The following is a 23,988-nucleotide window of genomic DNA, read 5'->3' as shown; positions in this document are numbered from 1 at the left end:
GGACGGAAGTTTTCGCGCGGCAGCATGTCTTCACGGCCAATCACCGCTTCTGCGTTGCTGCCCAGATCCAGAGAGATGTTATCGCGGGTGACTTTCTTCACCACGCCGGTGACGATCTCACCTTCTTGCTCACGGAACTGATCGACGACCATAGCACGTTCAGCTTCACGTACTTTCTGTACGATAACCTGTTTAGCGGTTTGGGTCGTGATGCGGTCGAAGGTTACAGATTCAATCTGATCTTCAACGTAGCCGCCCAGCTCGATGCTAGGGTCTTCAAACTGCGCTGCTTCCAGCGTAATTTCGCGGGTGGGCTGAGTCACTTCATTGACGGCGACCCAACGGCGGAATGTGTCAAAATCGCCAGTTTTGCGGTCGATGCAAACACGTACGTCAATTTCCTGCTCGTATTTTTTCTTGGTTGCCGTTGCCAGTGCGATTTCCAATGCTTCAAAAATCTTTTCACGCGGAACAGCTTTCTCATTGGAAACTGCTTCAACAACAGCCAGAATCTCTTTGTTCATCCTAGTTGCCTCATCCAAACTTTAAAAGTGGGGTACCAGATTCGCTTTCTGGATGTTGCTCAGCGCGAACACTTCATCTTTGCCTTCCACCGTTACCGTGATCATCTCACCTTCAACGGCTTTGATTATTCCCTGCCATTTACGGCGGTTCTGGACAGCCATGCGCAATACCAGACTCACTTCTTCACCGAGGAAACGCACGTAGTGTTCGGCCGTGAATAAAGGACGATCCAGACCTGGCGAAGATACTTCCAGGTTATAAGCCACGGTGATCGGATCTTCAACATCCAGCACCGCACTGACCTGATGGCTGACATCAGCACAATCATCAACAGTGATCCCATCGTCACTATCAATATAGATACGCAGCGTCGATTGGCGACCCCGGACGAACTCAATGCCCACCAGCTCAAAGCCTAATGCTGCAACGGGTGCTGAAATCATCTCTGTTAACTTTTGCTCTAATGTGGACAAGCCCACCCCCAAGACATAAAAAAAGGGCTTAATAGCCCAGTAATTCTGTTGTCAGATAACAAAAAACCCCGATATACGGGGCTTTATGCAACTGGACCCTATTACCACGGATAACCGCGGTATAACTTACCGTTAAGAATTCTTTCAAAACCGACTGTGGAATCAATAGAAACTTACTGAACAGCTTTGAAAGAAAACCTACAGGAAAGTTAGTTGGTTGCGGGGGCCGGATTTGAACCGACGACCTTCGGGTTATGAGCCCGACGAGCTACCAGGCTGCTCCACCCCGCGTCCGAAAACGTGGCAAATACTACGCTGATAACCGCAAAAATGCAAGTTATCTCTAGGATTGGTACCGAGGACGGGACTTGAACCCGTAAGCCCAATTTGGGCACTACCACCTCAAGGTAGCGTGTCTACCAATTCCACCACCTCGGCATCACTTCTTACTTCTAAAGCTGGAAACATTGTTTGTTGCCGGTAGCGCTGTATTACTTGGGAATATCGCTCGACGGCGTAGCAGGTGCCGTATTCTGCTGAGTTTTAGCCGGTTCAGGCTGGCTTAAACTCTCCCATTCACTGCCTTTCTGGCTATGATTGGAGCTCATGTTGCCCAGAATGAGACTGATGACAAAGAACAACGTTGCCAACACAGCCGTCGCACGGGTCATGAAGTTGCCGGAGCCGTTTGAGCCAAACAGGGTAGCTGACGCGCCCGCTCCGAACGAGGCACCCATATCGGCACCTTTACCTTGCTGCAGCATGATCAATACAACCAGACCAATCGACACCAGCAGGAAAATAACTAAAAGCGCTTCGTACATAGATGTACCTATTACTTTATCCCCAATCTTTCATGAGGATGCTGAATTCTTGCGGCTTAACCGCTCGCTATCCGCAGTCGGAATACAGAAGCTATCCCTTATAAAGCGGGTCTGAATACTAACCAAAGCATTCTGTCTAAGCAAGGCTATTTTGGCTCGCAATGATTGATTGAGGAAAAAACCAGCGACCCAATAAACTTCTCTGCTGAGCCCTTAATTATCTGGCTGATTAATCAGAGATTAAACGCCATCGACAGATGGATAAATATTGCCGATGACGTCGCCCATTCAGCAGAAGCTTTACCCCGCGGCTTTCACTGCATCCGCAATCGCATTTGCCAAAGAAGTCACTGTCTCTTCATCTTCACCTTCCACCATCACGCGGATCAGCGGCTCAGTGCCCGATTTACGTAACAGAACACGACCTCGGCCACCGAGCGTTGACTCAGCATCCAGCGCAGCCTGCTTAACCTCGTCGCTTTCCAACGGATCGTGTTCACCAACGAATCGGACGTTGACCAGCACCTGCGGGAACAGTTTCATGCCACTACACAAATCATGCAGAGTCATGTGGTTGCGGGCCATGGCGGTTAAAACCTGCAGCCCCGCGATGATACCGTCACCGGTGGTCGTTTTGTCCAGCAGGATGACGTGTCCTGAATTTTCAGCGCCGATACGCCAGCCTTTAGACTGCATCAGCTCTAAGACATAACGGTCGCCGACTTTAGCTCTGGCAAAAGGAATACCCAGCTGTTTCAGCGCAAGCTCCAGGCCCATATTGCTCATCAGCGTACCAACAGCGCCGCCGCGAAGCTGGCCCTGACGTAATCCCTCACGTGCGATGATATACAGGATTTGGTCGCCATCGACTTTGTTACCCTGATGGTCGACCATAATCAGGCGATCGCCATCGCCGTCAAAGGCCAATCCCACGTCGGCCTTCTCCGCGACAACCCGACTCTGGAGCTGTCTTACATCCGTTGCGCCACACTCTTCATTGATGTTCATCCCATTGGGATTACAGCCAATCGTAATGACCGTCGCGCCCAACTCTCTCAGTACGCTGGGAGCTATGTGATATGTGGCGCCGTTGGCGCAATCCACCACGATTTTGAGGCCATTGAGGTTAAGCTCGCTGGGGAACGTGCCTTTACAGAATTCGATATAACGACCCGCTGCATCAACAATACGGCTCGCTTTACCGAGTTCAGAAGACTCAACGCAGGTGATGGCTTTTTCCATCTCAGCTTCTATCGCCTCTTCAACTTCGTCAGGCAATTTGGTGCCGTCGATGGAAAAGAATTTGATGCCGTTATCATAAAATGGGTTATGCGAGGCAGAGATCACAATCCCGGCTTCAGCCCTGAAGGTGCGTGTCAGGTAGGCCACCGCCGGAGTCGGCATCGGTCCTGTGAAGGACGCAGACAAACCCGCGGCCGCCAAACCCGCTTCTAATGCAGATTCGAGCATATAACCCGAAATTCGGGTGTCTTTACCTATGATGATCTTTCTGGAGCCATGTCGTGCCAAAACCTTTCCGGCCGCCCAGCCCAGCTTTAATACGAAATCAGGGGTTATGGGAGAATCACCGACCTTGCCACGAATACCGTCAGTACCAAAATATTTACGGCTGCTCGTCATCTTTTATTCCTTAGCTGAAAGTGTAGCTTCAACAACACGCATAGCGTCCACGGTTGCTTTTACGTCATGAACTCGAATAATTCGGGCTCCCTTTAGCGCAGCAATCACTGCACAGGCGACACTGCCATGAACACGTTCTTTAGGGGGAACGTTAAGCAGCTGGCCAATCATTGATTTTCTGGACATCCCTACCAACAGCGGCAAACCGAATTGATGCAGGCTCTCCATCTGAGCCAACAGGCTATAGTTGTGCTGCAGGTTTTTACCGAACCCAAATCCGGGGTCGAGTAATATTTGCTCGCGCGGAATGCCTGCAGCGATGCAGCGGCCAAGATGATGCTCAAAGAAGGTGAAAACATCTTTCATCAGGTCATCATAATGTGGGGCTTGTTGCATCGTCTGCGGCAATCCCTGCATGTGCATCAGGCACACAGGAAGTTGGGTTGTAGCAGCAGCATCCAGCGCACCAGGCTCCTGCAAAGATCGAACATCGTTAATGAGATGTGCGCCAGCAGCGGCGGCGGCTGTGATGACTTCGGGTTTTGAGGTGTCGACCGATATCCAGACTTCAAAACGCTGCGATAGCGCTTCTACGACAGGCACCACGCGATCCAGCTCTTCCGCGACGCTGACTTCATCCGCACCGGGCCGCGTTGACTCGCCGCCAACATCAATGAACGTCGCACCAGCCACGATCATATCTTGTGCATGAAACAGTGCTTTATCCAGCGTGTTATGTTGGCCGCCGTCGGAGAATGAATCCGGCGTCACATTCAGGATGCCCATCACCTGTGGGCAGGAGAGATCAATAACCGATCCCCGAGCGTTCAATTTCATTCCTTACTTCCTCAAAACCACCGCCCGCCCATGCCGCTATGCCTGGACGTAATCAGCAAAAAACCCCGGCAAGCCGGGGTTTATAAACTACTGGTGTCAGTTTCAACAACACGCTGTCACACCGCGCTTACTTGTCGCTCAACGGCCCTGACATAGAGTTACCCGTGCTAGGCTTCTCCGGTTCATCAACCGGGGTCGGCGCATTCGGCGTTCCACTATCGTCAGAGTTGTTATTGTTGGAAGAAGGTTCTTCCCAACCCGCTGGCGGACGAACATCTTTACGCCCCATCAGGTCATCGATCTGCGGTGCATCGATGGTTTCATATTTCATCAATGCATCCTTCATGGAATGCAAGATATCCATATTCGCCATCAGCAGTTCGCGAGCGCGCTGATAGTTACGTTCGATCAATGCTTTCACTTCCTGATCGATGATGCGAGCCGTTTCGTCAGACATATGTTTCGCTTTAGCCACAGAGCGTCCAAGGAAGACTTCCCCCTCTTCTTCTGCATACAGCAACGGTCCCAGTTTTTCTGAGAAGCCCCACTGCGTCACCATGTTGCGGGCAATGGATGTCGCAACCTTGATGTCGTTGGAAGCGCCGGTAGAAACATGTTCAGAACCGTAGATAATCTCTTCAGCCAGACGACCGCCATACAGCGTTGAAATCTGACTTTCCAGCTTCTGACGGCTGGCGCTAATAGCATCGCCTTCCGGCAGGAAGAAAGTCACACCGAGGGCACGGCCACGCGGAATGATCGTCACTTTGTGAACGGGGTCGTGCTCTGGAACCAGACGTCCGATGATAGCGTGACCCGCTTCGTGGTAGGCCGTCGACTCTTTCTGAGACTCCGTCATCACCATAGAGCGGCGTTCTGCCCCCATCATGATCTTATCTTTGGCTTTTTCGAACTCGACCATGGAGACGACGCGCTTGCTGCCGCGAGCGGCGAACAATGCGGCTTCGTTGACCAGGTTAGCCAAATCGGCACCGGAGAAGCCAGGTGTACCGCGAGCAATCACGGACGCATCAATATCCGGAGAGAGTGGAACGCGACGCATGTGGACTTTCAGAATCTGTTCACGGCCACGGACATCCGGCAGACCGACAACAACCTGACGGTCAAAACGGCCAGGACGCAGTAATGCGGGGTCAAGCACGTCAGGGCGGTTCGTCGCAGCGATAACGATAATACCTTCGTTACCCTCAAAACCGTCCATTTCCACCAGCATCTGGTTCAGCGTCTGTTCACGTTCATCATGACCGCCGCCCAAACCCGCGCCACGCTGACGACCGACCGCATCGATTTCATCGATAAAGATGATACACGGCGCGGCTTTTTTAGCTTGCTCGAACATATCGCGAACACGAGATGCGCCCACGCCCACGAACATTTCTACGAAGTCAGAACCAGAGATTGTGAAGAAGGGGACTTTAGCTTCGCCAGCAATAGCCTTCGCCAGCAAAGTTTTACCGGTACCCGGAGGACCGACCATCAACACGCCTTTAGGAATCTTGCCGCCCAGCTTCTGGAAGCGGCTTGGTTCACGCAGATACTCAACCAGCTCGGCCACTTCTTCTTTGGCCTCATCACAACCCGCAACGTCCGCAAACGTTGTTTTGATCTGATCTTCGGTGAGCATGCGCGCCTTGCTTTTGCCGAACGACATGGCGCCTTTGCCACCGCCGCCCTGCATTTGACGCATGAAGAAAATCCAGACGCCGATAAGCAGAAGCATCGGGAACCACGAGATAAAGATCGAGGCCAGCAGGCTCGGTTCTTCCGGCGGTTCGCCAACGACTTTTACATTTTTAGTCAGAAGGTTATCCAGCAACTTGGGATCGTTGACAGGAATATAAGTCGTGTATCGGTTGCTGTCTTTTTTGACCACAGTGATCTCACGCCCATTGATTCGTGCTTCACGGACCTGATCCTGATTCACTTCAGTTAAAAAGGTTGAATAATCCACCCTACGGCCATTCGACTCGCTGGGCCCAAAGCTCTGGAACACAGACATCAGCACAACTGCGATGACTAGCCAGAGAATCAGGTTTTTCGCCATGTCACTCAAGGGATTAACCTCATATTACAACTGTGTTAAAAAATAGCGTAAGGGTACTACAGTTTACGCCCTGTCGCTACAATGTACACCTCGCGGGACCTGGCCCGGGAGGATTCGGGCTTACGCGTCTTCACCGTCGTAAACAGGGATCTCACTTCACGCAAATACTCATCAAAGCCTTCTCCCTGAAATACTTTAACGACGAAACTGCCGCCCGGCGCCAAGATATCTCGACACATCTCCAGCGCAAGTTCCACCAGATACATGGAACGCGGGATATCGACTGCCGGAGTACCACTCATGTTAGGGGCCATGTCGGACATCACCACCTGAACTTTCTGATCGCCGACCCTTTCTAACAAGGCCTTGAGCACTAATTCATCGCGGAAATCGCCTTGAAGAAAATCGACGCCAACGATCGGGTCCATCGGCAAAAGGTCACAGGCAATAATGCGCCCTTTACCGCCGATCTGGCTGACGACATACTGCGACCAACCACCCGGGGCCGCCCCCAGATCCACCACGGTCATGCCGGGTTTGAACAGTCTGTCGCTCTGCTGTATTTCATCAAGTTTAAACCAAGCGCGTGAGCGAAGCCCTTTTTTCTGCGCTTGCTGCACATATTTATCGCTAAAGTGTTCCTGCAACCAACGACTGGAACTCGCAGAACGCTTTTTGTTAGCCATCTATTTTCCAACTATTCTGAATTAAGGCGCTTTTGTCGAACCGAACGTCTCATTGAGAGCCAACCACCCACTCTACAATGGTGATAATGGTGAGATGGCGGTAGAATGACCCGTTTTCAATCCCAACCTAAGCAAAAAAGACCATGAATCTGAGTAACAAACAAAAACAGCACCTGAAAGGCCTGGCACATCCATTAAAACCGGTTGTCCTGTTAGGCAACAACGGCCTTACCGAAGGTGTACTGGCTGAGATCGAGCAAGCTTTAGAACATCACGAACTGATCAAGGTAAAAATCGCCACTGAGGATCGTGAAACCAAAGGGTTAATCGTCGAAGCAATTCTGCGCGAAGCCAAGGCTGTTAAAGTCCAGGTCATCGGCCACACCTTAGTGCTCTATCGTCCTGCTAAAGAACGGAAGATCGTATTGCCACGATAACATTTTTTGCCTCAGGTTACTTTGCATTGACTGCAAAGTGCCATGACCTCTGGTAAGAGAAAAGGCCGCATGCGGCCTTTTGCTTTTCTTTACAAACACTGTTGATATATCAAGCAATCAGAGATACTCGACCTTCAGAATCTCATATTCCACCAGTCCCCCAGGGGTATTGATGGCCACGATATCATCTTCCTCTTTGCCGATTAATCCGCGCGCGATAGGCGAGTTAACCGAGATCAGGTTTTGTTTGAAGTCCGCCTCATCATCGCCGACGATGCGATAGGTCTGTTCTTCTTCTGTATCGACATTCATCACTGTGACAGTGGAGCCAAAAATAACACGGCCGTTGGCCGCCATTTTGGTAACGTCAATCACCTGAGCGTTTGAAAGCTTTGCTTCAATTTCCTGAATACGACCTTCGCAGAACCCTTGCTGTTCACGGGCTGCGTGGTATTCCGCATTTTCTTTCAAGTCGCCATGTTCGCGAGCGTCAGCGATCGCCGAAATAATTTCCGGCCGGCGAACCATTTTCAGATGTTCAAGCTCTTCGCGTAACTTTTCAGCACCACGTAACGTCATCGGAAACTGTTTCATATTGTCTATACCTCTAAAAATCCATAGGACTTAAATCACCGTCTTCCTGACGCGATAGAATAAAATGCGACGGGGTGTCTTTTTTCTGCAGCGCACCCTGACAATTCAAGCAAAGGCGGCCCAACCCGGAAATAGTTTTTTCCAGGGCAGGCTCGGTTTTGCATTTTGATACGTATTTTACCCCAGAGTTCCATGGGGATCATCGTTTACTTTAGCCCACCTTGGGCCGTAGTATTGCCTCACGTTACCCTGTGCTTAACCGAGATTATGCGTTTTTTATCTATTGCTACCGGCCTTCTCTGCACCTGTATTCTGCATACTGCCTCGGCTGCCGCCCCGGTAGAGGACTATATACAATACCTGCCTGACGGCGCCAATCTGGCGTTGGTGGTGCAGAAAGTGGGAGCGCCCTCTCCCACGCTTGATTATCACAGCCAACAAATGGCGCTACCAGCCAGTACGCAAAAAGTCATTACTGCATTGGCGGCACTACTCCAACTCGGTCCCGATTTTCGATTCACGACCACGATGGAAAGCACAGGCTCAGTCAGCAACGGCGTTTTGCGTGGAAATCTGATTGTGCGTTTCAGCGGCGATCCGACATTAAAACGCCAGCAGATTCGTTCCATGGTACAGGTATTGAAAAAAAATGGTATCCGCGAAATCGCTGGCGATGTGCTGATCGATACCTCCGTATTCGCGAGCCATGACAAAGCACCCGGGTGGCCGTGGAACGATATGACGCAATGCTTTAGCGCCCCGCCTGCCGCTGCCATCGTCGATAGGAACTGCTTCTCGGTATCCCTCTACAGCGCTCCCAATCCCGGTGACAATGCTTTCATCCGCGTCGCCTCTTACTACCCTGTACAGATGTATAGCGAAGTCAAAACGCTGGCGAAAGGCTCGTCCGACGCACAATACTGCGAACTGGATGTTGTTCCGGGAGAACTGAATCGCTTTACCCTTACGGGGTGTTTAACGCAGCGTTCAGATCCCCTCCCCCTGGCATTTGCCGTTCAGGATGGCGGCAGCTATGCCGGCGCTATCGTCAAAGATGAGTTATTGGAAGCAGATATCCGCATCGCTGGTAGCCTGCGCAGACAGACTAGACCAGGACTGACGGGGACCGTTTTGGCGCAAACACAGTCTGACTCTCTGCATGAATTGCTGACCATCATGCTGAAAAAGTCGGACAACATGATCGCGGATACGGTGTTTCGCACCATAGGGCATGAACGGTTTAATGTGCCGGGTACCTGGCGTGCTGGCTCTGATGCGGTACGTCAGATCTTACGCCAGAAAGCGGGCGTCGATCTTGGGAACAGTGTCATCGTGGATGGTTCGGGTTTGTCTCGTCACAACCTGCTTGCGCCTGCAACCATGATGCAGGTGTTGCAATACATCGCCCAGCACGATAGCGAGTTGAACTACATCAAGATGCTGCCTCTGGCGGGATATGACGGAACGCTTCGCTATCGAGGCGGATTGCATGAAGCGGGCGTTGACGGCAAAGTTTCAGCAAAAACGGGAGCGTTGCAGGGCGTGTACAATCTTGCGGGCTTCATTACAACGGCCAGCGGTCAGAGAATGGCGTTTGTACAGTATCTTTCAGGCTACTCCGCAGATGATCAGAAGACACGTCGCGTTCCTCTGGTACGTTTTGAAAGCAGACTCTACAAAGATATTTATCAGAACAACTAAGGCGCTGGAGCCTTAATAAAAAAACACCCTTATCTGCGTATGCAGATAAGGGTAATTGATACAACAAGCAAACTTTTCTTATTCGGGTATAACGTCAGGCTTAATGCTGGTAGATGATTTCTACGCCATCATCGTCTTCTTCGTCCCAGTCATCGTCCCACTCTTCTTCCGCTTCGTCTTTCACCGTTTCCAGCTGTTCACGGTGATAGTCATCCCACATGAACTCTACTTTCTCAGGCGTCGCTTTTTCTTCTTCCGCCTGCATTTTGGGCTGAGTCTTCAGGAAGCTCATGACATCCCAGCAGAGCGCATTGACGCCATCGTGGCTGGCAGCAGAGATCAGGTAGTAATTACCTTCCCAGGCCAGTGCAGCGGCGATATCACGCGCGCGTTTTTCAGCTTCGGCTTTATCCAGCAAGTCGCTTTTGTTAAACACCAACCAGCGGGGTTTCTCAGCCAGCGTTTCGCTGTACTGATGAAGCTCGTTGATAATGACTTTTGCATTTTCAATCGGATCGGATTCGTCGATCGGTGCCAGATCAATCAGGTGGAGCAGCACGCGGCAACGTTCCAAATGTTTAAGGAAGCGAATACCCAGACCCGCACCTTCGGAAGCGCCTTCAATCAGACCCGGAATATCAGCGACGACAAAGCTTTGCTCGCTGTCCATACGCACAACGCCCAGGCTCGGGACCAGTGTCGTAAACGGATAATCCGCGACCTTGGGTTTAGCCGCAGAAACGGCTCGAATGAACGTAGATTTACCCGCATTCGGCAACCCCAACATCCCGACATCGGCCAGCAACAGCAGTTCCATCAGCAGCTCGCGCTCTTCGCCCGGCGTGCCGTTGGTTTTTTGACGGGGCGCCCGGTTAACGGAAGATTTAAAGCGAGTATTGCCCAGACCGTGCCATCCGCCCTTCGCCACCATCAGACGTTGCTGATGACGCGTCATATCCCCCAGGATCTCTCCCGTGCCGGTATCTTTAATACGCGTCCCGACAGGGACTTTGATGGTGATATCCTTACCTCGTTTGCCGGTACAGTCGCGGCTTTGACCATTCTGACCGCGTTCAGCGCGAAACGATTTTTCGAAGCGATAGTCGATCAGGGTGTTCAGGTTCTCATCGGCAACCAGATAAACGTCACCGCCATCGCCGCCGTCTCCACCATCAGGCCCGCCATTAGGGATATATTTTTCGCGACGGAAACTGACACAACCATTGCCACCATCGCCAGCCACCACAAGAATGTTGGCTTCATCTACAAACTTCATGAACTCTCTCCGCAAAAAAACCAATAGAGAATAATTGACTTTTTTTAACTGTTATTGGTTCTCTTTGGCGTAACTCTTTGATTTTATAAAGGACAGCATATAAAGCCATCCGTCACTGAAAACGACGCAGTCAGAACCATCACGGTAAAATGGGCGCTGATTGTACCTGCTTAGCGCAAAGATTTCACCTGTATTAAAAATAAACAGCCACCAGAAGCCGTCTGGATTAACCCACAAGCCGACTTATTTGCTGTCGGTGTTGATGCCGGGCACATTGCTTACCTGCTGTTTTACTGGGAAAAAACGGTGTCCAACCGCTGAGAACATCGCCCCCGCCACGACCACAAATGCCCCGACATAGCCGATGAAATTTAGCGTAAGAGGCGTAAAGACAGAAGGCCAGCCTAACGCTAATAAATCGGAAAACATCAGAGTAAACAGTGGTGTCAGCGTAATAATGGCGCTAACCTGAGCCGCCTGCCAACGCGCCATCGCCTCTGCCAGCGCGCCATACCCGACAACCGTATTCACGCCACAAAACAATAAGCACGCCAGTTGCCAGCTACTGAGTTGAAACAAGACACCAGGCTTTGCCACCGGTGTAATGAAAATGACGCACAGTACATAGAGTAAAAACAGCAGCTGCTGGGATGACAAGCGTCGTAGAAGCACTTTTTGCGCCACCCCGTAAGTCACCCAGACCGTCGCGGCACCCACCCCTAATAACACGCCTAACGTGTAGTCACTCAGTCGGGTAAAAATCTCAATCAGGCTCGTGTTGAAGAACATCATCAGGCCACTCAGCAACGTAATAGCGCCGATCACCTGAGTCACACGCATTTTTTCTTTCAGGATGAGTACGCTGGCGAACATCATCCCCACCGGGGAGAGCTGTCCGATCACTTGAGAAGCCGTAGGGCTGAGATATTTTAATGACGAGCTAAATAGAACAAAGTTACCTAGCAGACCGCACGTTGCAATCAATAGCAATATCCACCAACGCCGACGTCGCAGCAAACGAAATCGGGGCATCGTTCCCTTAAAATACAGAAGAATGAACAGCCCGAACGAAGCCATCAAAAATCGATACCAGACAACGGTATACGGATCCATCACACTCAAAACCTGCTTCATGGCGATAGGCAGAGCGCCCCAACAAACAGCGGTGGTCAAAGCCAGACAAAGCCCCAAGCCTGCATTCTGTTTCATGGTGTTATCCGCAGCGGATGATGTTTACAGTATTGCCAAACGAAAAAAGCCCTGCAACAGGTGCAGGGCTTTTAAAAGACTTAGAAACTGTAATTATTCAGCAACGATGCTGATAAATTTACGGTTTTTAGGGCCTTTGATTTCGAACTGAACTTTACCGTTAGACAGTGCAAACAGCGTGTGGTCTTTACCACAACCAACGTTAGTACCGGCGTGGAACTTAGTACCACGCTGACGAACGATGATGCTGCCTGCCAGAACGGATTCACCGCCAAAACGTTTTACGCCCAGGCGTTTGCTTTCTGAGTCACGGCCGTTACGAGTGGAACCGCCAGCTTTTTTATGTGCCATTATTCGCTCTCCTAAGACTTAAGCGCTGATGCCGGTGATCTTCACCTCAGTGAACCACTGACGGTGACCAGCTTGTTTACGGTAGTGTTTACGGCGACGGAACTTAACGATCTTAACTTTCTCGCCACGACCGTGAGCAACAACCTCAGCCTTGATTTTACCGCCATCGACGTAAGGAACGCCGATTTTGATGTCTTCACCATTAGCGATCATCAGAACCTGGTCAAACTCAACGGCTTCACCAGTTGCGATATCCAGCTTTTCCAAGCGAACGGTCTGGCCTTCGCTTACTCGGTGTTGTTTACCACCACTTTGGAAAACTGCGTACATATAAAACTCCGCTTTCCGCGCACCCTATTGATTTTGGAAGTGCGCTATAAATATTCACAATAGGGCGCGAATTCTACGCAAAAATCTGAAGCATGACAAGTGCAGAATTAAGCAACATGAAGAAAAAGGATACAAGCCATTAACTGCCGTTTATCTGCGTCATTTTTCAAGTACAATCAATACAACCTTTTCTTATTTAACGCCGATCTAGAACAGCAGTACGGCGATAGCGTTGAAGAAATCAGCTGGCAGAAACAATGAATCTAGAACAAATCACAGCGTTAAGCTCCCAGGATATGTCCGCCGTTAATACGATTATCCTGGAACATCTGTCCTCCGATGTCGCGCTTATCAATCAGTTGGGCCATTACATTGTCAGCGGCGGTGGAAAACGTATTCGCCCGATGATTGCGGTTCTGTCTGCCAGAGCTTTAGCCTATCAGGGCGACAAGCACGTTACCGTTGCGGCGTTAATCGAATTCATTCACACCGCTACCCTACTGCATGACGACGTTGTCGATGAGTCCGACATGCGTCGAGGAAAAGCGACGGCGAACGCCGCCTTTGGCAACGCCGCCAGCGTATTAGTCGGCGACTTCATCTATACGCGGGCCTTTCAGATGATGACGGGGCTTGGCTCATTGCAGGTTCTCACGGTGATGTCCGATGCGGTCAACGTCATCGCGGAAGGCGAAGTGCTGCAGTTGATGAACTGTAACGATCCCAATATCACCGAAGATAGCTACATGCGCGTGATCTACAGCAAAACGGCCCGCTTATTCGAAGCCGCCTCGCAATCTTCAGCTATTCTGGCTGGCGCAACCGTAGAGCAAGAAAACGCATTGAAAGATTACGGACGTTATCTGGGAACGGCATTTCAGCTGATTGACGATTTGCTGGATTACAGCGCAGATGGCGAAACGCTGGGCAAAAATACCGGTGACGACCTCAACGAAGGCAAACCGACCCTGCCGCTGCTGCATGCCATGCGCCATGGCAACCCTGAGCAGAGCGCCATGATCCGCGAAGCGATTGAACAGGGTAACGGGCGTCATCTGCTGACACCGGTTCTTACCGCGATGCAGGAATGCGGCTCGCTCGGCTATACCCGCCAGCGCGCAGAAGAAGAAGCAGATAAAGCGATCAGCGCGCTGCAGTGTCTGCCAGAAACCCCCTATCGCCTGGCTTTAGAAGGGTTAGCGCATTTAGCCGTTCAGCGAGAGTTCTGATCGACCCCTTGGGTATCGCTCGCTTGTGGCGAGCTCCCTAGGCGAGTCAACATCGCCAGAGCCCCTTCATGCAGAATATGATTTATTAATAGGGTACGCTCGCGCCCTGTCAACTGGTGATAAACCAGTATCCACGTCGACAATAACTCAGTCTCTGCCGGTGTGGTGTATTCTGGGATGGACGACTCTTCCATCATGAGCGAGCGCTTAACGCTGTCGGGTAAACTCCAGATAGCGTATTCGACCCCTTTCCCTTGTACACCTTTACGACGCCGTTTCTCCCAGCCGTTTTCTTTAGCCTTTTTATTCAGCCCCTGCCTGGACGTTGGTAATCCCGCAACACCCAACAGTTCTTTCGTCGCAAACCATTTTTTATCCATACATCCCTCCACGTTGGCCTGACATTCCCTGCTTAACGATTCCCAATCGGGCGACGGCAGACACCCGAGTTACATAAAGTTTCCACATAATAGATCAACATAAAAGAAAGCTCTAATCATTAAACATAAGAAAAAACGTAATGCGTTACTGCAGTACAAACTGAGGAATCAGGCAGGAATTAACGGGGAGAGAAGCATAAGAAGTGCTGCCATTCCCTCAACAGGAATGGCAGAAAAATCATTCAGGGGTCTCGCTTGTAATGGGTGAGGTAGAAGGTGAGCACAGCCCTAACTGCTTGAGAGTTGCATAGACACCTTCCCGCATGATGTAGCTAATCAACTTTTCGCGTTCAGACACTGAAAGCTGTTGATATATCTGCATCCACACCGGTAGCATATCCGATGGTTTCGCTGAATATTCTCCGGGCGTTTCCTGCATCAGCAATAAAGACTGCTGCACAGATTCGGGCAAGCTGTGAATAGAATATTCAACACCTCGTCCTTGCACACCTTTTCTGCGACGTTTTTCCCAACCATCTTCTCGGGCACGTTTATTCAATCCTTGCCGTGATTTAGGGAGTCCGCCGATGCCAACCAACTCGCTGGTCGCAAACCACTCTTTTTTCATGTCCATTTCATCCCGATAGTGCTACTCATTACAAAAAAAGATTTATTGGGAAATTAATTTGGAAATAATTAGAAAACTGATGATATATTATTTCCAAATAATGGTTTTTTAGTTAATGAAACCATTTAACCCAATTCGTTAGTTATACCACTAATACACTGTCGTCTTATAGCACTAAGGGAAGGATTATGAATTCAAGGAAACATGACTGGCACCCTGCTGATATCATTGCGGCGTTAAAGAAAAAAGGTACCACCCTTGCCGCGGTCTCACGGTCTGCCGGATTAAGTTCGTCCACGCTTGCTAATGCTATATCTCGCCCATGGCCGAAAGGAGAGTGGCTCATTGCGGATGCGTTAGGGATACACCCTGCCGAAATCTGGCCCAGCCGTTACTACAATCCGGAAACAAATGAACTGCTCGATCGCAAAAAATTGATTCGGCCGCAGTGAACGAAAAAAAAAGCCGGAGAAAAAATTCTCCGGCTTGTATTCGACACCTGGACGTACAGTGAAGGTTACTTATTGACGAAGGCGACGCCCATCGCAATATCTTCTTTTAACGTCTCCAGCATCTCATCCAGAGAGCGCTGCTCGAAGTCGCTAAGAGGGCCAATAGGCATACGCTGGGCGATGCCTTCTTTGCCCAGTAACAACGGCTGAGCAAAGAAGTGGGCATATTCGCCATCGCTTTCAACATACGCACATTCCACAATGTCGCTTTCGCCTTGCAACGCACGAACCAAAGAGACGCCGAAACGTGCAGCCGCCTGGCCCATGGACAAGGTTGCAGAACCGCCTCCGGCTTTAGCTTCAACCACTTCCGTGCCTGCATGCTGAATACGATCTGTGAGAGCGGCCGCTTCCTGTTCAGTAAAGTTGAGTCCAGGGATTTGCGATAGCAACGGCAGAATAGTCACGCCGGAGTGGCCGCCAATCACAGGCACTTCGATGTCCTGTGGTTGTTTGCCTTTAAGCTCAGCGGCAAAAACGTTGGAGCGAATGATATCCAGTGTTGTCACGCCGAAGAGTTTATTTCGATTATAAACGCCGGCTTTTTTCAATACTTCCGCGGCAATAGCCACAATAGTGTTGACCGGGTTGGTGATAATACCGAGGCAAGCGTTAGGACAAACACGTGCGACTTGCTCGACCAAATTACGGACGATGCCTGCATTGACGTTGAACAGGTCGGAACGATCCATGCCCGGCTTACGAGCCACACCGGCGGAGATCAGAACGACGTCTGCCCCTTCCAGTGCCGGAGCCGCATCTTCGCCGCAAAAACCTTTGATTTTTACTGCTGTGGGGATGTGACTTAAATCTACAGCTACACCTGGCGTTACGGGCGCAATATCATAAAGTGATAGCTCTGAGCCTGAAGGAAGCTGGGTTTTGAGAAGAAGTGCCAGAGACTGACCGATACCACCGGCGGCTCCAAGAACAGCAACTTTCATCTTAAACTCCTTATTTTATTATCATTAGTTAAATATGCCGTGGATTTGTTTCGTTACAAACGTCCGTGCTCATAATAAAAAGTAGAATCAGGCAACCAATCAGCGCGTCGAGAGCGCTATCTGACTAATAATAAATTAAAATGTACACAGGTTACAAAATTGTAATTAAGGTAAGTAAAGTAACAGGGCGTTATACGCCATAATGACTGCCCCCGCTCATTAGCTGAGCATGTACAGATTAATCATGGCAAACAAATAACAACCCACAACACTTGAGTAACATTTCAGTTACCTTTGTGTGAGTAGGCGCACATTCTCCAGTTTTATTTTCGACTAGCAACTCTTTCCTCACCAAAACGCATTATATCGATTGGCTAGGCGCCCAGATTGCATAAAAATTCATTCCACAGCATAATATCGTTATGATTAACAATGATGGACCGCAGCCAAATGCGTCATTCAACAAAGCAAGAAGATTTGGTTAAGGCGTTCAATGCGCTATTAAAAGAAGAAAAATTCAGTTCTCAGAGCGAGATTGTGCAGGCACTGCAGGACGAGGGATTTGAAAATATTAACCAGTCCAAAGTCTCAAGAATGCTCACCAAATTTGGCGCAGTCCGTACTCGCAACGCCAAGATGGAGATGGTTTACTGCCTTCCCGCAGAACTTGGTGTGCCGACCACCTCCAGTCCGTTAAAAAATCTGGTGCGGGACGTGGACTTCAATGAATCGGTCGTCGTCATTCACACAAGTCCGGGTGCCGCTCAGCTCATCGCACGGCTGTTGGATTCTCTGGGGAAATCAGAAGGGATACTCGGAACGATTGCCGGGGATGACACCATATTTACTACCCCGGCAAAGGGCTTCAGCGTGAAACAGCTCTACGAAGCCATTCTCGCCTTGTTTGAACAAGAGCTGTAAGCCGCCTCACAGAGGCGGTAATTCAGCCAGCGGCCAACGCGGCCGCACCGTCACGCCCAATGCCGTCGTTCCACCCTGCCGCAAACGGATGGCCCCTGCGTAGGCGATCATCGCGCCATTGTCTGTACAGAACTCAGGACGAGCATAGAACACTTCGCCACCGCGTTTAGCCATCACTTCAGCCAGTCTTTCTCGCAATGTGCGGTTAGCGCTGACGCCACCGGCGATGACGAGTCGTTTAAATCCAGTTTCATCCAGCGCCCGTCGGCACTTAATTGCTAACGTGTCCACCACGGCATCTTCAAATGCCCGCGCGATATCCGCCTGAGTTTGCTCGTCTTTGCCCTGTTCACGAATCGTATTCGCGGCAAAAGTTTTCAGTCCGGAAAAACTGAAATCCAGTCCAGGCCGGTCGGTCATCGGACGAGGGAACGTGAAGCGTCCTGCCTGCCCTGACTGGGCCATTTTCGACAATAGCGGACCACCGGGGTAATCGAGCCCCAACAGCTTCGCGGTTTTATCAAACGCTTCGCCCGCAGCATCGTCAATTGACTCACCCAGCAAGCGGTATTCGCCGATCCCCGTCACGCTGATTAACTGGGTGTGTCCTCCCGAAACCAACAACGCGACAAATGGAAACGCAGGAGGATTTCCTTCCAGCATAGGGGCAAGCAGATGACCTTCCATGTGATGAACAGGAATGGCCGGAACATCCCACGCAAACGCTAAAGAACGCCCGACCGTTGCGCCAACCAACAGCGCTCCCACCAGACCGGGACCAGCCGTATAGGCGATCCCGTCGATATCTTTGCGCTGCAGCCCAGCTTCCTTCAAGGCCGCCTGAATCAAGGGTACGGTTTTACGGACGTGATCGCGGGAAGCGAGCTCTGGAACGACACCGCCATAATCTGCGTGCAGTTTGACCTGGCTGTAGAGCTGATTTGCCAGCAGACCGGCTTCAGTGTCATAAATCGCGACTCCCGTTTCATCACAGGACGTTTCAATACCCAATACGCGCATTGCTGTTTTTTCACTCTCGGTTACGGTTAACAAGCGGCTTGCTTCAAGCGGCGAATAGTCTACCATAAGCGCTCCCATTTGAGCGTGGACATAAGACCGCGAGGTTTGTTATTGCCGCAGTGCTTTACAACGACCTCGTAGTTGCAGTAGAATTCCGCACCATTTTGAAAAGGCTGGCACCAGGTCAGCGACAAACCGAATTTATTGAGGTGAGAGGCACATGCCGGTAATTAAAGTACGTGAAAACGAGCCGTTCGACGTAGCTCTGCGTCGCTTCAAGCGTTCCTGCGAAAAAGCAGGGGTTTTGGCAGAAGTTCGTCGTCGTGAGTTTTATGAAAAACCGACTACTGAACGTAAACGCGCTAAAGCGTCTGCAGTAAAACGCCACGCGAAGAAACTGGCTCGAGAAAACGCACGCCGCACTCGTCTGTATTAATTTTAGGAGGTGCCGCCTCCGATCGCGTGATTAATCCGCAGACTTAGCAGTTGCATACGAAGGCCGTGCATTTCCGAAAGGAATGCGCGGCTTGTTGTCGTTTATAAGCTATGAATCAGGGGCTTATGGCTGGACGAATTCCACGCGTATTTATTGGTGACCTGTTGGCTCGCACCGACATCGTCGACTTGATCGACGCGCGCGTGAAGCTGAAGAAACAGGGCAAAAATTATCACGCGTGTTGTCCATTTCATCACGAGAAAACCCCTTCATTCACTGTTAACGGCGATAAGCAGTTCTACCACTGTTTCGGCTGTGGTGCTCATGGTAACGCCATCGATTTTTTGATGAATTTCGACAGACTGGAATTCGTTGAAACTATTGAGGAACTGGCGACTATGCATGGCCTTGAGGTGCCTTACGAGGCAGGTTCAGGGCCCACTCAGCTCGAACGTCATCAGCGGCAGAGCCTGTACGAGCTGATGGAACAATTGAGCACGTTTTACCAACATACTCTACATCAGCCCGCCGGCACCCCAGCCAAAACCTATCTGGCGAAACGTGGTCTAAGTGACGACATCATCAGGCATTTTGCGATTGGATGCGCGCCGCCCGGTTGGGATAACGCGTTAAAACGTTTTGGCCGCAGCAGCGAAGATAAAAGAACGCTGAACGATGCGGGCATGTTGGTGACTAACGATCAAGGGCGAACTTACGATCGTTTCCGCGAACGCGTCATGTTCCCTATCCGGGATAAACGAGGACGCGTTATCGCATTCGGCGGTCGGGTGTTAGGGGACGGCGTTCCCAAATATCTAAACTCGCCGGAAACAGAGATCTTTCATAAGGGTCGCCAGCTCTATGGCCTGTATGAAGCTCAGCAAAAACACCCCGAGCTGAGACAGCTGTTGGTGGTGGAAGGGTATATGGACGTCGTCGCTCTGGCGCAGTTCGGCATTGACTATGCCGTGGCTTCTCTGGGGACGTCAACGACAGCTGATCACATTCAGTTGCTCTTCCGCGCTACCGATCGCGTTGTCTGCTGTTACGACGGTGATAGAGCCGGGCGAGATGCGGCCTGGCGCGCGCTGGAAACAGCCCTGCCTTATCTGGACGATGGACGCCAACTGCTGTTCATGTTTTTACCAGATGGCGAAGACCCGGACACGCTGGTGAGGCAGGAAGGGAAAGCCGCTTTTGAGCAGCGTATCGAACAGGCAATGCCGCTATCTTCATTCCTGTTCGACACGCTGTTGCAACAGGTCGACATGAGCACGCCGGATGGCCGTACCAAGTTGAGTACGTTGGCACTGCCGCTGATCGGTCAGGTGCCGGGCGAAACGCTGCGGTTATATTTACGCCAGCAGTTGGGCAAAAAGCTGGGATTGCTGGATGATTCCCAGCTTGACCGTTTGATGCCCAAGACGACGGAGCACTCATCGTCTTATCAGCCTCCACGGCTAAAAGTCACAACTATGCGTATACTGATAGGACTTTTAGTACAAAATCCCCGGCTGGCGGCCGAGGTACCGGCGCTTGCGCTGGAAGGCAGCGACGAAAGTAAAATGGCGGGACTGGGCTTATTCCTCGATCTGGTTCAGACCTGCAATGAAAGTCCGGGCATGAGCATGGGACTGTTGTTGGAAAAATATCGCGACAGTCAATATCGCAAACAGCTTGAAACCATGGCCGCCTGGAACCATATGATCGTAGATGAGGAGATCGAGGAAAAATTCAGGATCAGCCTGGCTGAACTTTACGATCAACTGCTGCAGCTTCGTCTGGACACGCTGATAGCCCGAGATAGAACCCATGGGCTCAGTGCGGAAGAACGAAAAGAACTCTGGTCATTGCAGCTGGCCCTTACAAGAAAAAACTGATTACCGAGGCTTAATTGCCGATAAATAGTAGGGTTGAACCCTACAGAGTGCCGTGACGGGGGCTGCGGCGATAGCAAAAACCCCTACTGTTATTGTCAGCGATTACGCTGACCGACACCAACCCAAATACTCTGAAGTGTGGATACCGTCTTATGGAGCAAAACCCGCAGTCACAGCTCAAGCTTCTTGTCACACGTGGTAAAGAGCAAGGCTACCTGACCTATGCTGAGGTCAATGACCATCTGCCGGAAGATATCATCGACTCCGACCAGATCGAAGACATCATCCAGATGATTAATGACATGGGCATCCAGGTGATGGAAGAAGCACCGGATGCAGATGATCTTCTGCTGGCAGAAAATACCAATGACGCAGACGAAGATGCGGCAGAGGCAGCTGCGCAGGTGTTATCCAGCGTTGAATCCGAAATTGGCCGCACGACCGACCCAGTGCGCATGTACATGCGTGAAATGGGTACCGTTGAACTTCTGACGCGCGAAGGTGAGATTGATATCGCCAAACGCATTGAAGATGGTATTAACCAAGTTCAGTGCTCTGTGGCCGAGTATCCGGAAGCCATCACCTACCTGTTGGATCAGTATGATCGCGTTGAAGCCGGCGAAAGCCGCTTATCCGATCTGATCACCGGTTTTGTCGATCCCAATGCGGAAGAAGACATCGCACCCACCGCGACTCACGTGGGCTCCGAGCTTCCCAGCAAAGAACTCGATGACAACGATGACGACGACGACGATGACGACAGCGATGACGACAACAGCATCGATCCAGAACTGGCTCGTCAGAAATTTACCGAGCTGCGCGATCAGTATGAAGTGACTCGTCAGACCATCAAGGCTAACGGTCGCAGTCATGCCAAAGCCGCGCTGGAAATTCTGAATCTGTCCGAAGTCTTCAAACAGTTCCGTCTGGTCCCTAAACAGTTCGACTTCCTGGTCAGCAGCATGCGCACCATGATGGATCGCGTGCGCACGCAGGAACGTCTGATCATGAAGTACTGCATCGAGCAGTGCAAAATGCCGAAGAAAAACTTTGTGACGCTGTTTGGCGGCAACGAAACCAACGATAAATGGTTCGATGCGGCTCTGGCCATGAATAAACCGTGGTCCGAAAAACTGCGCGAAGTGCAGGACGACGTTCATCGCAGCATGTTGAAACTGCAGCAGATCGAAGAAGAAACCGGACTAACGATCGAGCAGGTTAAAGACATCAACCGCCGTATGTCGATTGGTGAAGCGAAGGCGCGCCGTGCCAAGAAAGAGATGGTTGAGGCGAACCTGCGTTTGGTGATCTCCATCGCCAAAAAATACACCAACCGTGGCCTGCAGTTCCTGGATCTGATTCAGGAAGGGAACATTGGTTTGATGAAAGCCGTAGACAAGTTTGAATATCGTCGCGGTTACAAGTTCTCGACCTACGCCACTTGGTGGATTCGTCAGGCCATCACTCGCTCTATCGCCGACCAGGCGCGTACCATCCGTATCCCGGTGCATATGATTGAAACCATCAACAAACTCAATCGTATTTCGCGCCAGATGCTGCAGGAAATGGGTCGCGAACCGACGCCGGAAGAGCTGGCAGAACGTATGCTGATGCCGGAAGACAAAATCCGCAAAGTCTTGAAGATCGCGAAAGAACCTATCTCGATGGAAACGCCGATCGGTGATGATGAAGATTCGCATCTGGGTGACTTCATTGAAGATACCACGCTGGAGCTGCCGCTGGACTCAGCTACATCAGAAAGCCTGCGTTCTGCAACGCATGACGTTCTGGCAGGCCTGACGGCCCGCGAAGCGAAAGTATTGCGCATGCGCTTTGGTATCGACATGAACACCGACCATACGCTGGAAGAAGTCGGCAAACAGTTTGACGTTACGCGTGAACGTATCCGTCAGATTGAAGCTAAAGCTCTGCGTAAACTGCGTCATCCTAGCCGTTCCGAAGTGCTTCGCAGCTTCCTGGACGACTAATTCTGTCTGTTTAAGTATAGGATCGGTAAGCCGATCCTATACTTACCCTTCCTACAGACATACAGGCAAAAACAGATGAAAACCTACCACCTTAACGCAGGCATCGCTCTTGCGGCATTCCTCTCATTTTCTTCCTTCGCAGCCAACCACTCACTGAGCGGTTGTCAGGCAAAAGAGCACAACATCGAACAGGAAATTTCTCAGGCTAAAGCGCAGGGCAATCACAACCGCGTTGCCGGGCTGGAGAAGGCGCTGAAAGAAGCAAAGGCAAACTGCACGGACAGCGCGCTGCACAATAAGCGTGAGCAAAACGTCAATGAGAAACAGCACAAGGTGCAAGAACTTGAGCGCGAAGTTCAGGAGGCCAAGCAGTCCGGAAAAGCGGATAAAGTCAGCAAAAAAACCGCCAAACTGGAAGAAGCGCGCCATGAGCTGAAGCAAGCTCAGGCGGAGCTCACCCACTAACTCATTCAGCATATCCCGGTTGTTGGCGGATGGCGGAGACTGCCTCCGTCCCGCGACCGGTTTTTCTTTCATTACCTTTCCATCGCTAGGCCTGCAACGCCCGATAGAGCTCATGGTAGGATGCCGTCAGTGATTCCAGCGTCGCACGATTCAATCCGCTCGGATTCGGCAAAACCCACACCTGAGTTTGTCCCAGAAAAATATCTTGCTGACCCCATTCCACTTTGCTGCGGCCAAACGCCTGGGAAAACGCCTGCTTACCCAACACGGCAAGAGCTTGTGGCTGATACTGCATCATCTTTTCGCGCAATAGCTCCCCGCCCTGCTTCAACTCGTGACGTGCCAACTCGGAAGCTTCCACGGTGGGTCTTTCCACGAGCATCGTTATCCCACAGCCATAATCCGGCAGGAGACTTTCTTCTTCTGGCGCCAGCTGGCGATGGGTAAACCCCGCCTGATAAATCACCCGCCAGAAACGATTATTGGCATTTGCAAAATGATAGCCGTGATGTGCAGTAGACAGACCAGGGTTGATACCGCAGAAAACCACCTGAAGATGTGAAGCCAGAATATCCGTTATCATCTCTACCTCCTTATGTTGTTTCGGACGTTTATGACAAATTCCGGCAATAATAA

26 protein-coding genes and 2 tRNA genes are annotated in these 23,988 nt (G+C 50.9%); 9 read left to right on the top strand and 19 right to left on the bottom strand.

Features of this window, described 5'->3' with window-relative positions:
- The 9 genes from Q7O77_RS02850 to rlmE form a co-directional block, all read right to left on the bottom strand.
- A partial coding sequence (locus Q7O77_RS02850) for a NusA N-terminal domain-containing protein (protein WP_304163386.1) occupies positions 1-524 on the bottom strand: 524 nt, incomplete at its 3' end.
- Positions 525-545: 21 nt separating this feature from the next.
- Positions 546-998: a ribosome maturation factor RimP gene (gene rimP / locus Q7O77_RS02845; protein WP_026739639.1), complete on the bottom strand. Its 453-nt coding sequence runs from the start codon at positions 996-998 to the stop codon at positions 546-548.
- A gap of 214 nt (positions 999-1,212) precedes the next feature.
- Positions 1,213-1,289: transfer RNA gene (locus Q7O77_RS02840), tRNA-Met, on the bottom strand.
- A gap of 59 nt (positions 1,290-1,348) precedes the next feature.
- Positions 1,349-1,436, bottom strand: a tRNA-Leu gene (locus tag Q7O77_RS02835).
- Between the two features lie 53 nt (positions 1,437-1,489).
- Positions 1,490-1,822: a preprotein translocase subunit SecG gene (secG, locus tag Q7O77_RS02830; RefSeq protein ID WP_304163383.1), complete on the bottom strand. Its 333-nt coding sequence runs from the start codon at positions 1,820-1,822 to the stop codon at positions 1,490-1,492.
- A 300-nt stretch (positions 1,823-2,122) separates the two neighbouring features.
- Complete coding sequence (glmM, locus tag Q7O77_RS02825) at positions 2,123-3,463, bottom strand: phosphoglucosamine mutase (protein WP_304163381.1); 1,341 nt, start codon at positions 3,461-3,463, stop codon at positions 2,123-2,125.
- Between the two features lie 3 nt (positions 3,464-3,466).
- The gene (folP, locus tag Q7O77_RS02820) at positions 3,467-4,300 is read right to left on the bottom strand and encodes a dihydropteroate synthase (RefSeq protein WP_304163379.1); all 834 of its coding nucleotides are present in this window, start codon (positions 4,298-4,300) and stop codon (positions 3,467-3,469) included.
- Positions 4,301-4,427: 127 nt separating this feature from the next.
- Positions 4,428-6,374 carry an ATP-dependent zinc metalloprotease FtsH gene (gene ftsH, locus Q7O77_RS02815; RefSeq protein ID WP_304163377.1) on the bottom strand — a complete coding sequence of 649 codons (1,947 nt, stop codon included), beginning with the start codon at positions 6,372-6,374 and terminating at the stop codon, positions 4,428-4,430.
- Between the two features lie 47 nt (positions 6,375-6,421).
- Positions 6,422-7,051: a 23S rRNA (uridine(2552)-2'-O)-methyltransferase RlmE gene (gene rlmE / locus Q7O77_RS02810; RefSeq protein WP_085651600.1), complete on the bottom strand. Its 630-nt coding sequence runs from the start codon at positions 7,049-7,051 to the stop codon at positions 6,422-6,424.
- A 143-nt stretch (positions 7,052-7,194) separates the two neighbouring features.
- Between rlmE and yhbY the strand changes: the two genes are divergently transcribed.
- A complete protein-coding gene (yhbY, locus tag Q7O77_RS02805; RefSeq protein ID WP_304163375.1) occupies positions 7,195-7,488 on the top strand; it encodes a ribosome assembly RNA-binding protein YhbY in 294 nt (97 codons plus the stop codon).
- Between the two features lie 117 nt (positions 7,489-7,605).
- Here the strand turns inward: yhbY and greA are convergent, their stop codons facing one another.
- On the bottom strand, positions 7,606-8,082 hold the full coding sequence (gene greA / locus Q7O77_RS02800) for a transcription elongation factor GreA (protein ID WP_085651598.1): 477 nt from the start codon (positions 8,080-8,082) through the stop codon (positions 7,606-7,608).
- Positions 8,083-8,349: 267 nt separating this feature from the next.
- On the opposite strand from greA, the gene dacB reads away from it, so the two are divergent.
- On the top strand, positions 8,350-9,783 hold the full coding sequence (gene dacB, locus Q7O77_RS02795; RefSeq protein WP_304163372.1) for a serine-type D-Ala-D-Ala carboxypeptidase: 1,434 nt from the start codon (positions 8,350-8,352) through the stop codon (positions 9,781-9,783).
- Positions 9,784-9,883: 100 nt separating this feature from the next.
- Here dacB and cgtA read toward each other — a convergent pair whose 3' ends face one another.
- The 4 genes from cgtA to rplU all read right to left on the bottom strand — a co-directional run bounded on the left by cgtA (position 9,884) and on the right by rplU (position 12,949).
- Positions 9,884-11,059 (bottom strand): Obg family GTPase CgtA, encoded by a 1,176-nt coding sequence (gene cgtA, locus Q7O77_RS02790; protein ID WP_085651596.1) that lies wholly within the window; start codon positions 11,057-11,059, stop codon positions 9,884-9,886.
- A 243-nt stretch (positions 11,060-11,302) separates the two neighbouring features.
- On the bottom strand, positions 11,303-12,268 hold the full coding sequence (locus Q7O77_RS02785) for a DMT family transporter (RefSeq protein ID WP_304163370.1): 966 nt from the start codon (positions 12,266-12,268) through the stop codon (positions 11,303-11,305).
- Positions 12,269-12,361: 93 nt separating this feature from the next.
- Positions 12,362-12,619: a 50S ribosomal protein L27 gene (gene rpmA / locus Q7O77_RS02780; protein WP_026739628.1), complete on the bottom strand. Its 258-nt coding sequence runs from the start codon at positions 12,617-12,619 to the stop codon at positions 12,362-12,364.
- Positions 12,620-12,637: 18 nt separating this feature from the next.
- The gene (rplU, locus tag Q7O77_RS02775) at positions 12,638-12,949 is read right to left on the bottom strand and encodes a 50S ribosomal protein L21 (RefSeq protein WP_026739627.1); all 312 of its coding nucleotides are present in this window, start codon (positions 12,947-12,949) and stop codon (positions 12,638-12,640) included.
- 257 nt (positions 12,950-13,206) lie between these two features.
- Between rplU and ispB the strand changes: the two genes are divergently transcribed.
- Complete coding sequence (gene ispB, locus Q7O77_RS02770) at positions 13,207-14,178, top strand: octaprenyl diphosphate synthase (protein WP_304163365.1); 972 nt, start codon at positions 13,207-13,209, stop codon at positions 14,176-14,178.
- Here ispB and Q7O77_RS02765 read toward each other — a convergent pair.
- Positions 14,163-14,558 (bottom strand): DNA-binding protein, encoded by a 396-nt coding sequence (locus Q7O77_RS02765; protein ID WP_304163363.1) that lies wholly within the window; start codon positions 14,556-14,558, stop codon positions 14,163-14,165. The two genes, ispB and Q7O77_RS02765, sit on opposite strands and share 16 nt — an antisense overlap.
- A 238-nt stretch (positions 14,559-14,796) precedes the next feature.
- Positions 14,797-15,186 (bottom strand): DNA-binding protein, encoded by a 390-nt coding sequence (locus tag Q7O77_RS02760; RefSeq protein WP_085651632.1) that lies wholly within the window; start codon positions 15,184-15,186, stop codon positions 14,797-14,799.
- Between the two features lie 188 nt (positions 15,187-15,374).
- On the opposite strand from Q7O77_RS02760, the gene Q7O77_RS02755 reads away from it, so the two are divergent.
- On the top strand, positions 15,375-15,638 hold the full coding sequence (locus Q7O77_RS02755; protein WP_085651592.1) for a helix-turn-helix transcriptional regulator: 264 nt from the start codon (positions 15,375-15,377) through the stop codon (positions 15,636-15,638).
- 65 nt (positions 15,639-15,703) lie between these two features.
- Here the strand turns inward: Q7O77_RS02755 and mdh are convergent, their stop codons facing one another.
- The gene (gene mdh / locus Q7O77_RS02750; RefSeq protein WP_304163360.1) at positions 15,704-16,642 is read right to left on the bottom strand and encodes a malate dehydrogenase; all 939 of its coding nucleotides are present in this window, start codon (positions 16,640-16,642) and stop codon (positions 15,704-15,706) included.
- Between the two features lie 450 nt (positions 16,643-17,092).
- On the opposite strand from mdh, the gene argR reads away from it, so the two are divergent.
- Positions 17,093-17,563: a transcriptional regulator ArgR gene (gene argR / locus Q7O77_RS02745; RefSeq protein WP_085651631.1), complete on the top strand. Its 471-nt coding sequence runs from the start codon at positions 17,093-17,095 to the stop codon at positions 17,561-17,563.
- A 6-nt stretch (positions 17,564-17,569) separates the two neighbouring features.
- Here the strand turns inward: argR and tsaD are convergent, their stop codons facing one another.
- Positions 17,570-18,583, bottom strand: a complete 1,014-nt coding sequence (gene tsaD, locus Q7O77_RS02740) for a tRNA (adenosine(37)-N6)-threonylcarbamoyltransferase complex transferase subunit TsaD (protein WP_304163388.1) — start codon at positions 18,581-18,583, stop codon at positions 17,570-17,572.
- A gap of 220 nt (positions 18,584-18,803) precedes the next feature.
- Between tsaD and rpsU the strand changes: the two genes are divergently transcribed.
- From rpsU to Q7O77_RS02720, 4 genes are all read left to right on the top strand, one after another.
- Positions 18,804-19,019, top strand: a complete 216-nt coding sequence (rpsU, locus tag Q7O77_RS02735) for a 30S ribosomal protein S21 (RefSeq protein WP_001144069.1) — start codon at positions 18,804-18,806, stop codon at positions 19,017-19,019.
- Between the two features lie 125 nt (positions 19,020-19,144).
- On the top strand, positions 19,145-20,899 hold the full coding sequence (dnaG, locus tag Q7O77_RS02730; protein ID WP_304163344.1) for a DNA primase: 1,755 nt from the start codon (positions 19,145-19,147) through the stop codon (positions 20,897-20,899).
- Positions 20,900-21,051: 152 nt separating this feature from the next.
- Positions 21,052-22,887, top strand: coding sequence for an RNA polymerase sigma factor RpoD (gene rpoD / locus Q7O77_RS02725; protein ID WP_304163342.1), 1,836 nt, complete (start codon positions 21,052-21,054; stop codon positions 22,885-22,887).
- Positions 22,888-22,962: 75 nt separating this feature from the next.
- Positions 22,963-23,352: a DUF1090 domain-containing protein gene (locus tag Q7O77_RS02720; protein WP_304163340.1), complete on the top strand. Its 390-nt coding sequence runs from the start codon at positions 22,963-22,965 to the stop codon at positions 23,350-23,352.
- 85 nt (positions 23,353-23,437) lie between these two features.
- On the opposite strand, the gene mug is transcribed toward Q7O77_RS02720, so the two are convergent.
- The gene (gene mug, locus Q7O77_RS02715; protein ID WP_304163338.1) at positions 23,438-23,935 is read right to left on the bottom strand and encodes a G/U mismatch-specific DNA glycosylase; all 498 of its coding nucleotides are present in this window, start codon (positions 23,933-23,935) and stop codon (positions 23,438-23,440) included.
- Positions 23,936-23,988 lie beyond the last annotated feature (53 nt).

Origin of the sequence: Lonsdalea britannica, from assembly GCF_946477055.1 — a bacterium.
GTDB classification, from domain to species: domain Bacteria; phylum Pseudomonadota; class Gammaproteobacteria; order Enterobacterales; family Enterobacteriaceae; genus Lonsdalea; species Lonsdalea britannica_A.
The sequence above is the reverse complement of the archived record's forward strand: the minus strand, read 5'-3'. Positions and strand labels throughout refer to the sequence as shown.

Bases quoted from the DNA above. Each gene is read 5' to 3' on its own strand.
- secG (WP_304163383.1), bottom strand. From the start codon at position 1,822: ATGTACGAAGCGCTTTTAGTTATTTTCCTGCTGGTGTCGATTGGTCTG.
- glmM (WP_304163381.1), bottom strand. From the start codon at position 3,463: ATGACGAGCAGCCGTAAATATTTTGGTACTGACGGTATTCGTGGCAAG.
- folP (WP_304163379.1), bottom strand. From the start codon at position 4,300: ATGAAATTGAACGCTCGGGGATCGGTTATTGATCTCTCCTGCCCACAG.
- rlmE (WP_085651600.1), bottom strand. From the start codon at position 7,051: ATGGCTAACAAAAAGCGTTCTGCGAGTTCCAGTCGTTGGTTGCAGGAA.
- yhbY (WP_304163375.1), top strand. From the start codon at position 7,195: ATGAATCTGAGTAACAAACAAAAACAGCACCTGAAAGGCCTGGCACAT.
- greA (WP_085651598.1), bottom strand. From the start codon at position 8,082: ATGAAACAGTTTCCGATGACGTTACGTGGTGCTGAAAAGTTACGCGAA.
- dacB (WP_304163372.1), top strand. From the start codon at position 8,350: ATGCGTTTTTTATCTATTGCTACCGGCCTTCTCTGCACCTGTATTCTG.
- cgtA (WP_085651596.1), bottom strand. From the start codon at position 11,059: ATGAAGTTTGTAGATGAAGCCAACATTCTTGTGGTGGCTGGCGATGGT.
- Q7O77_RS02785 (WP_304163370.1), bottom strand. From the start codon at position 12,268: ATGAAACAGAATGCAGGCTTGGGGCTTTGTCTGGCTTTGACCACCGCT.
- rpmA (WP_026739628.1), bottom strand. From the start codon at position 12,619: ATGGCACATAAAAAAGCTGGCGGTTCCACTCGTAACGGCCGTGACTCA.
- rplU (WP_026739627.1), bottom strand. From the start codon at position 12,949: ATGTACGCAGTTTTCCAAAGTGGTGGTAAACAACACCGAGTAAGCGAA.
- ispB (WP_304163365.1), top strand. From the start codon at position 13,207: ATGAATCTAGAACAAATCACAGCGTTAAGCTCCCAGGATATGTCCGCC.
- Q7O77_RS02765 (WP_304163363.1), bottom strand. From the start codon at position 14,558: ATGGATAAAAAATGGTTTGCGACGAAAGAACTGTTGGGTGTTGCGGGA.
- Q7O77_RS02760 (WP_085651632.1), bottom strand. From the start codon at position 15,186: ATGAAAAAAGAGTGGTTTGCGACCAGCGAGTTGGTTGGCATCGGCGGA.
- Q7O77_RS02755 (WP_085651592.1), top strand. From the start codon at position 15,375: ATGAATTCAAGGAAACATGACTGGCACCCTGCTGATATCATTGCGGCG.
- mdh (WP_304163360.1), bottom strand. From the start codon at position 16,642: ATGAAAGTTGCTGTTCTTGGAGCCGCCGGTGGTATCGGTCAGTCTCTG.
- argR (WP_085651631.1), top strand. From the start codon at position 17,093: ATGCGTCATTCAACAAAGCAAGAAGATTTGGTTAAGGCGTTCAATGCG.
- tsaD (WP_304163388.1), bottom strand. From the start codon at position 18,583: ATGCGCGTATTGGGTATTGAAACGTCCTGTGATGAAACGGGAGTCGCG.
- rpsU (WP_001144069.1), top strand. From the start codon at position 18,804: ATGCCGGTAATTAAAGTACGTGAAAACGAGCCGTTCGACGTAGCTCTG.
- dnaG (WP_304163344.1), top strand. From the start codon at position 19,145: ATGGCTGGACGAATTCCACGCGTATTTATTGGTGACCTGTTGGCTCGC.
- rpoD (WP_304163342.1), top strand. From the start codon at position 21,052: ATGGAGCAAAACCCGCAGTCACAGCTCAAGCTTCTTGTCACACGTGGT.
- Q7O77_RS02720 (WP_304163340.1), top strand. From the start codon at position 22,963: ATGAAAACCTACCACCTTAACGCAGGCATCGCTCTTGCGGCATTCCTC.
- mug (WP_304163338.1), bottom strand. From the start codon at position 23,935: ATGATAACGGATATTCTGGCTTCACATCTTCAGGTGGTTTTCTGCGGT.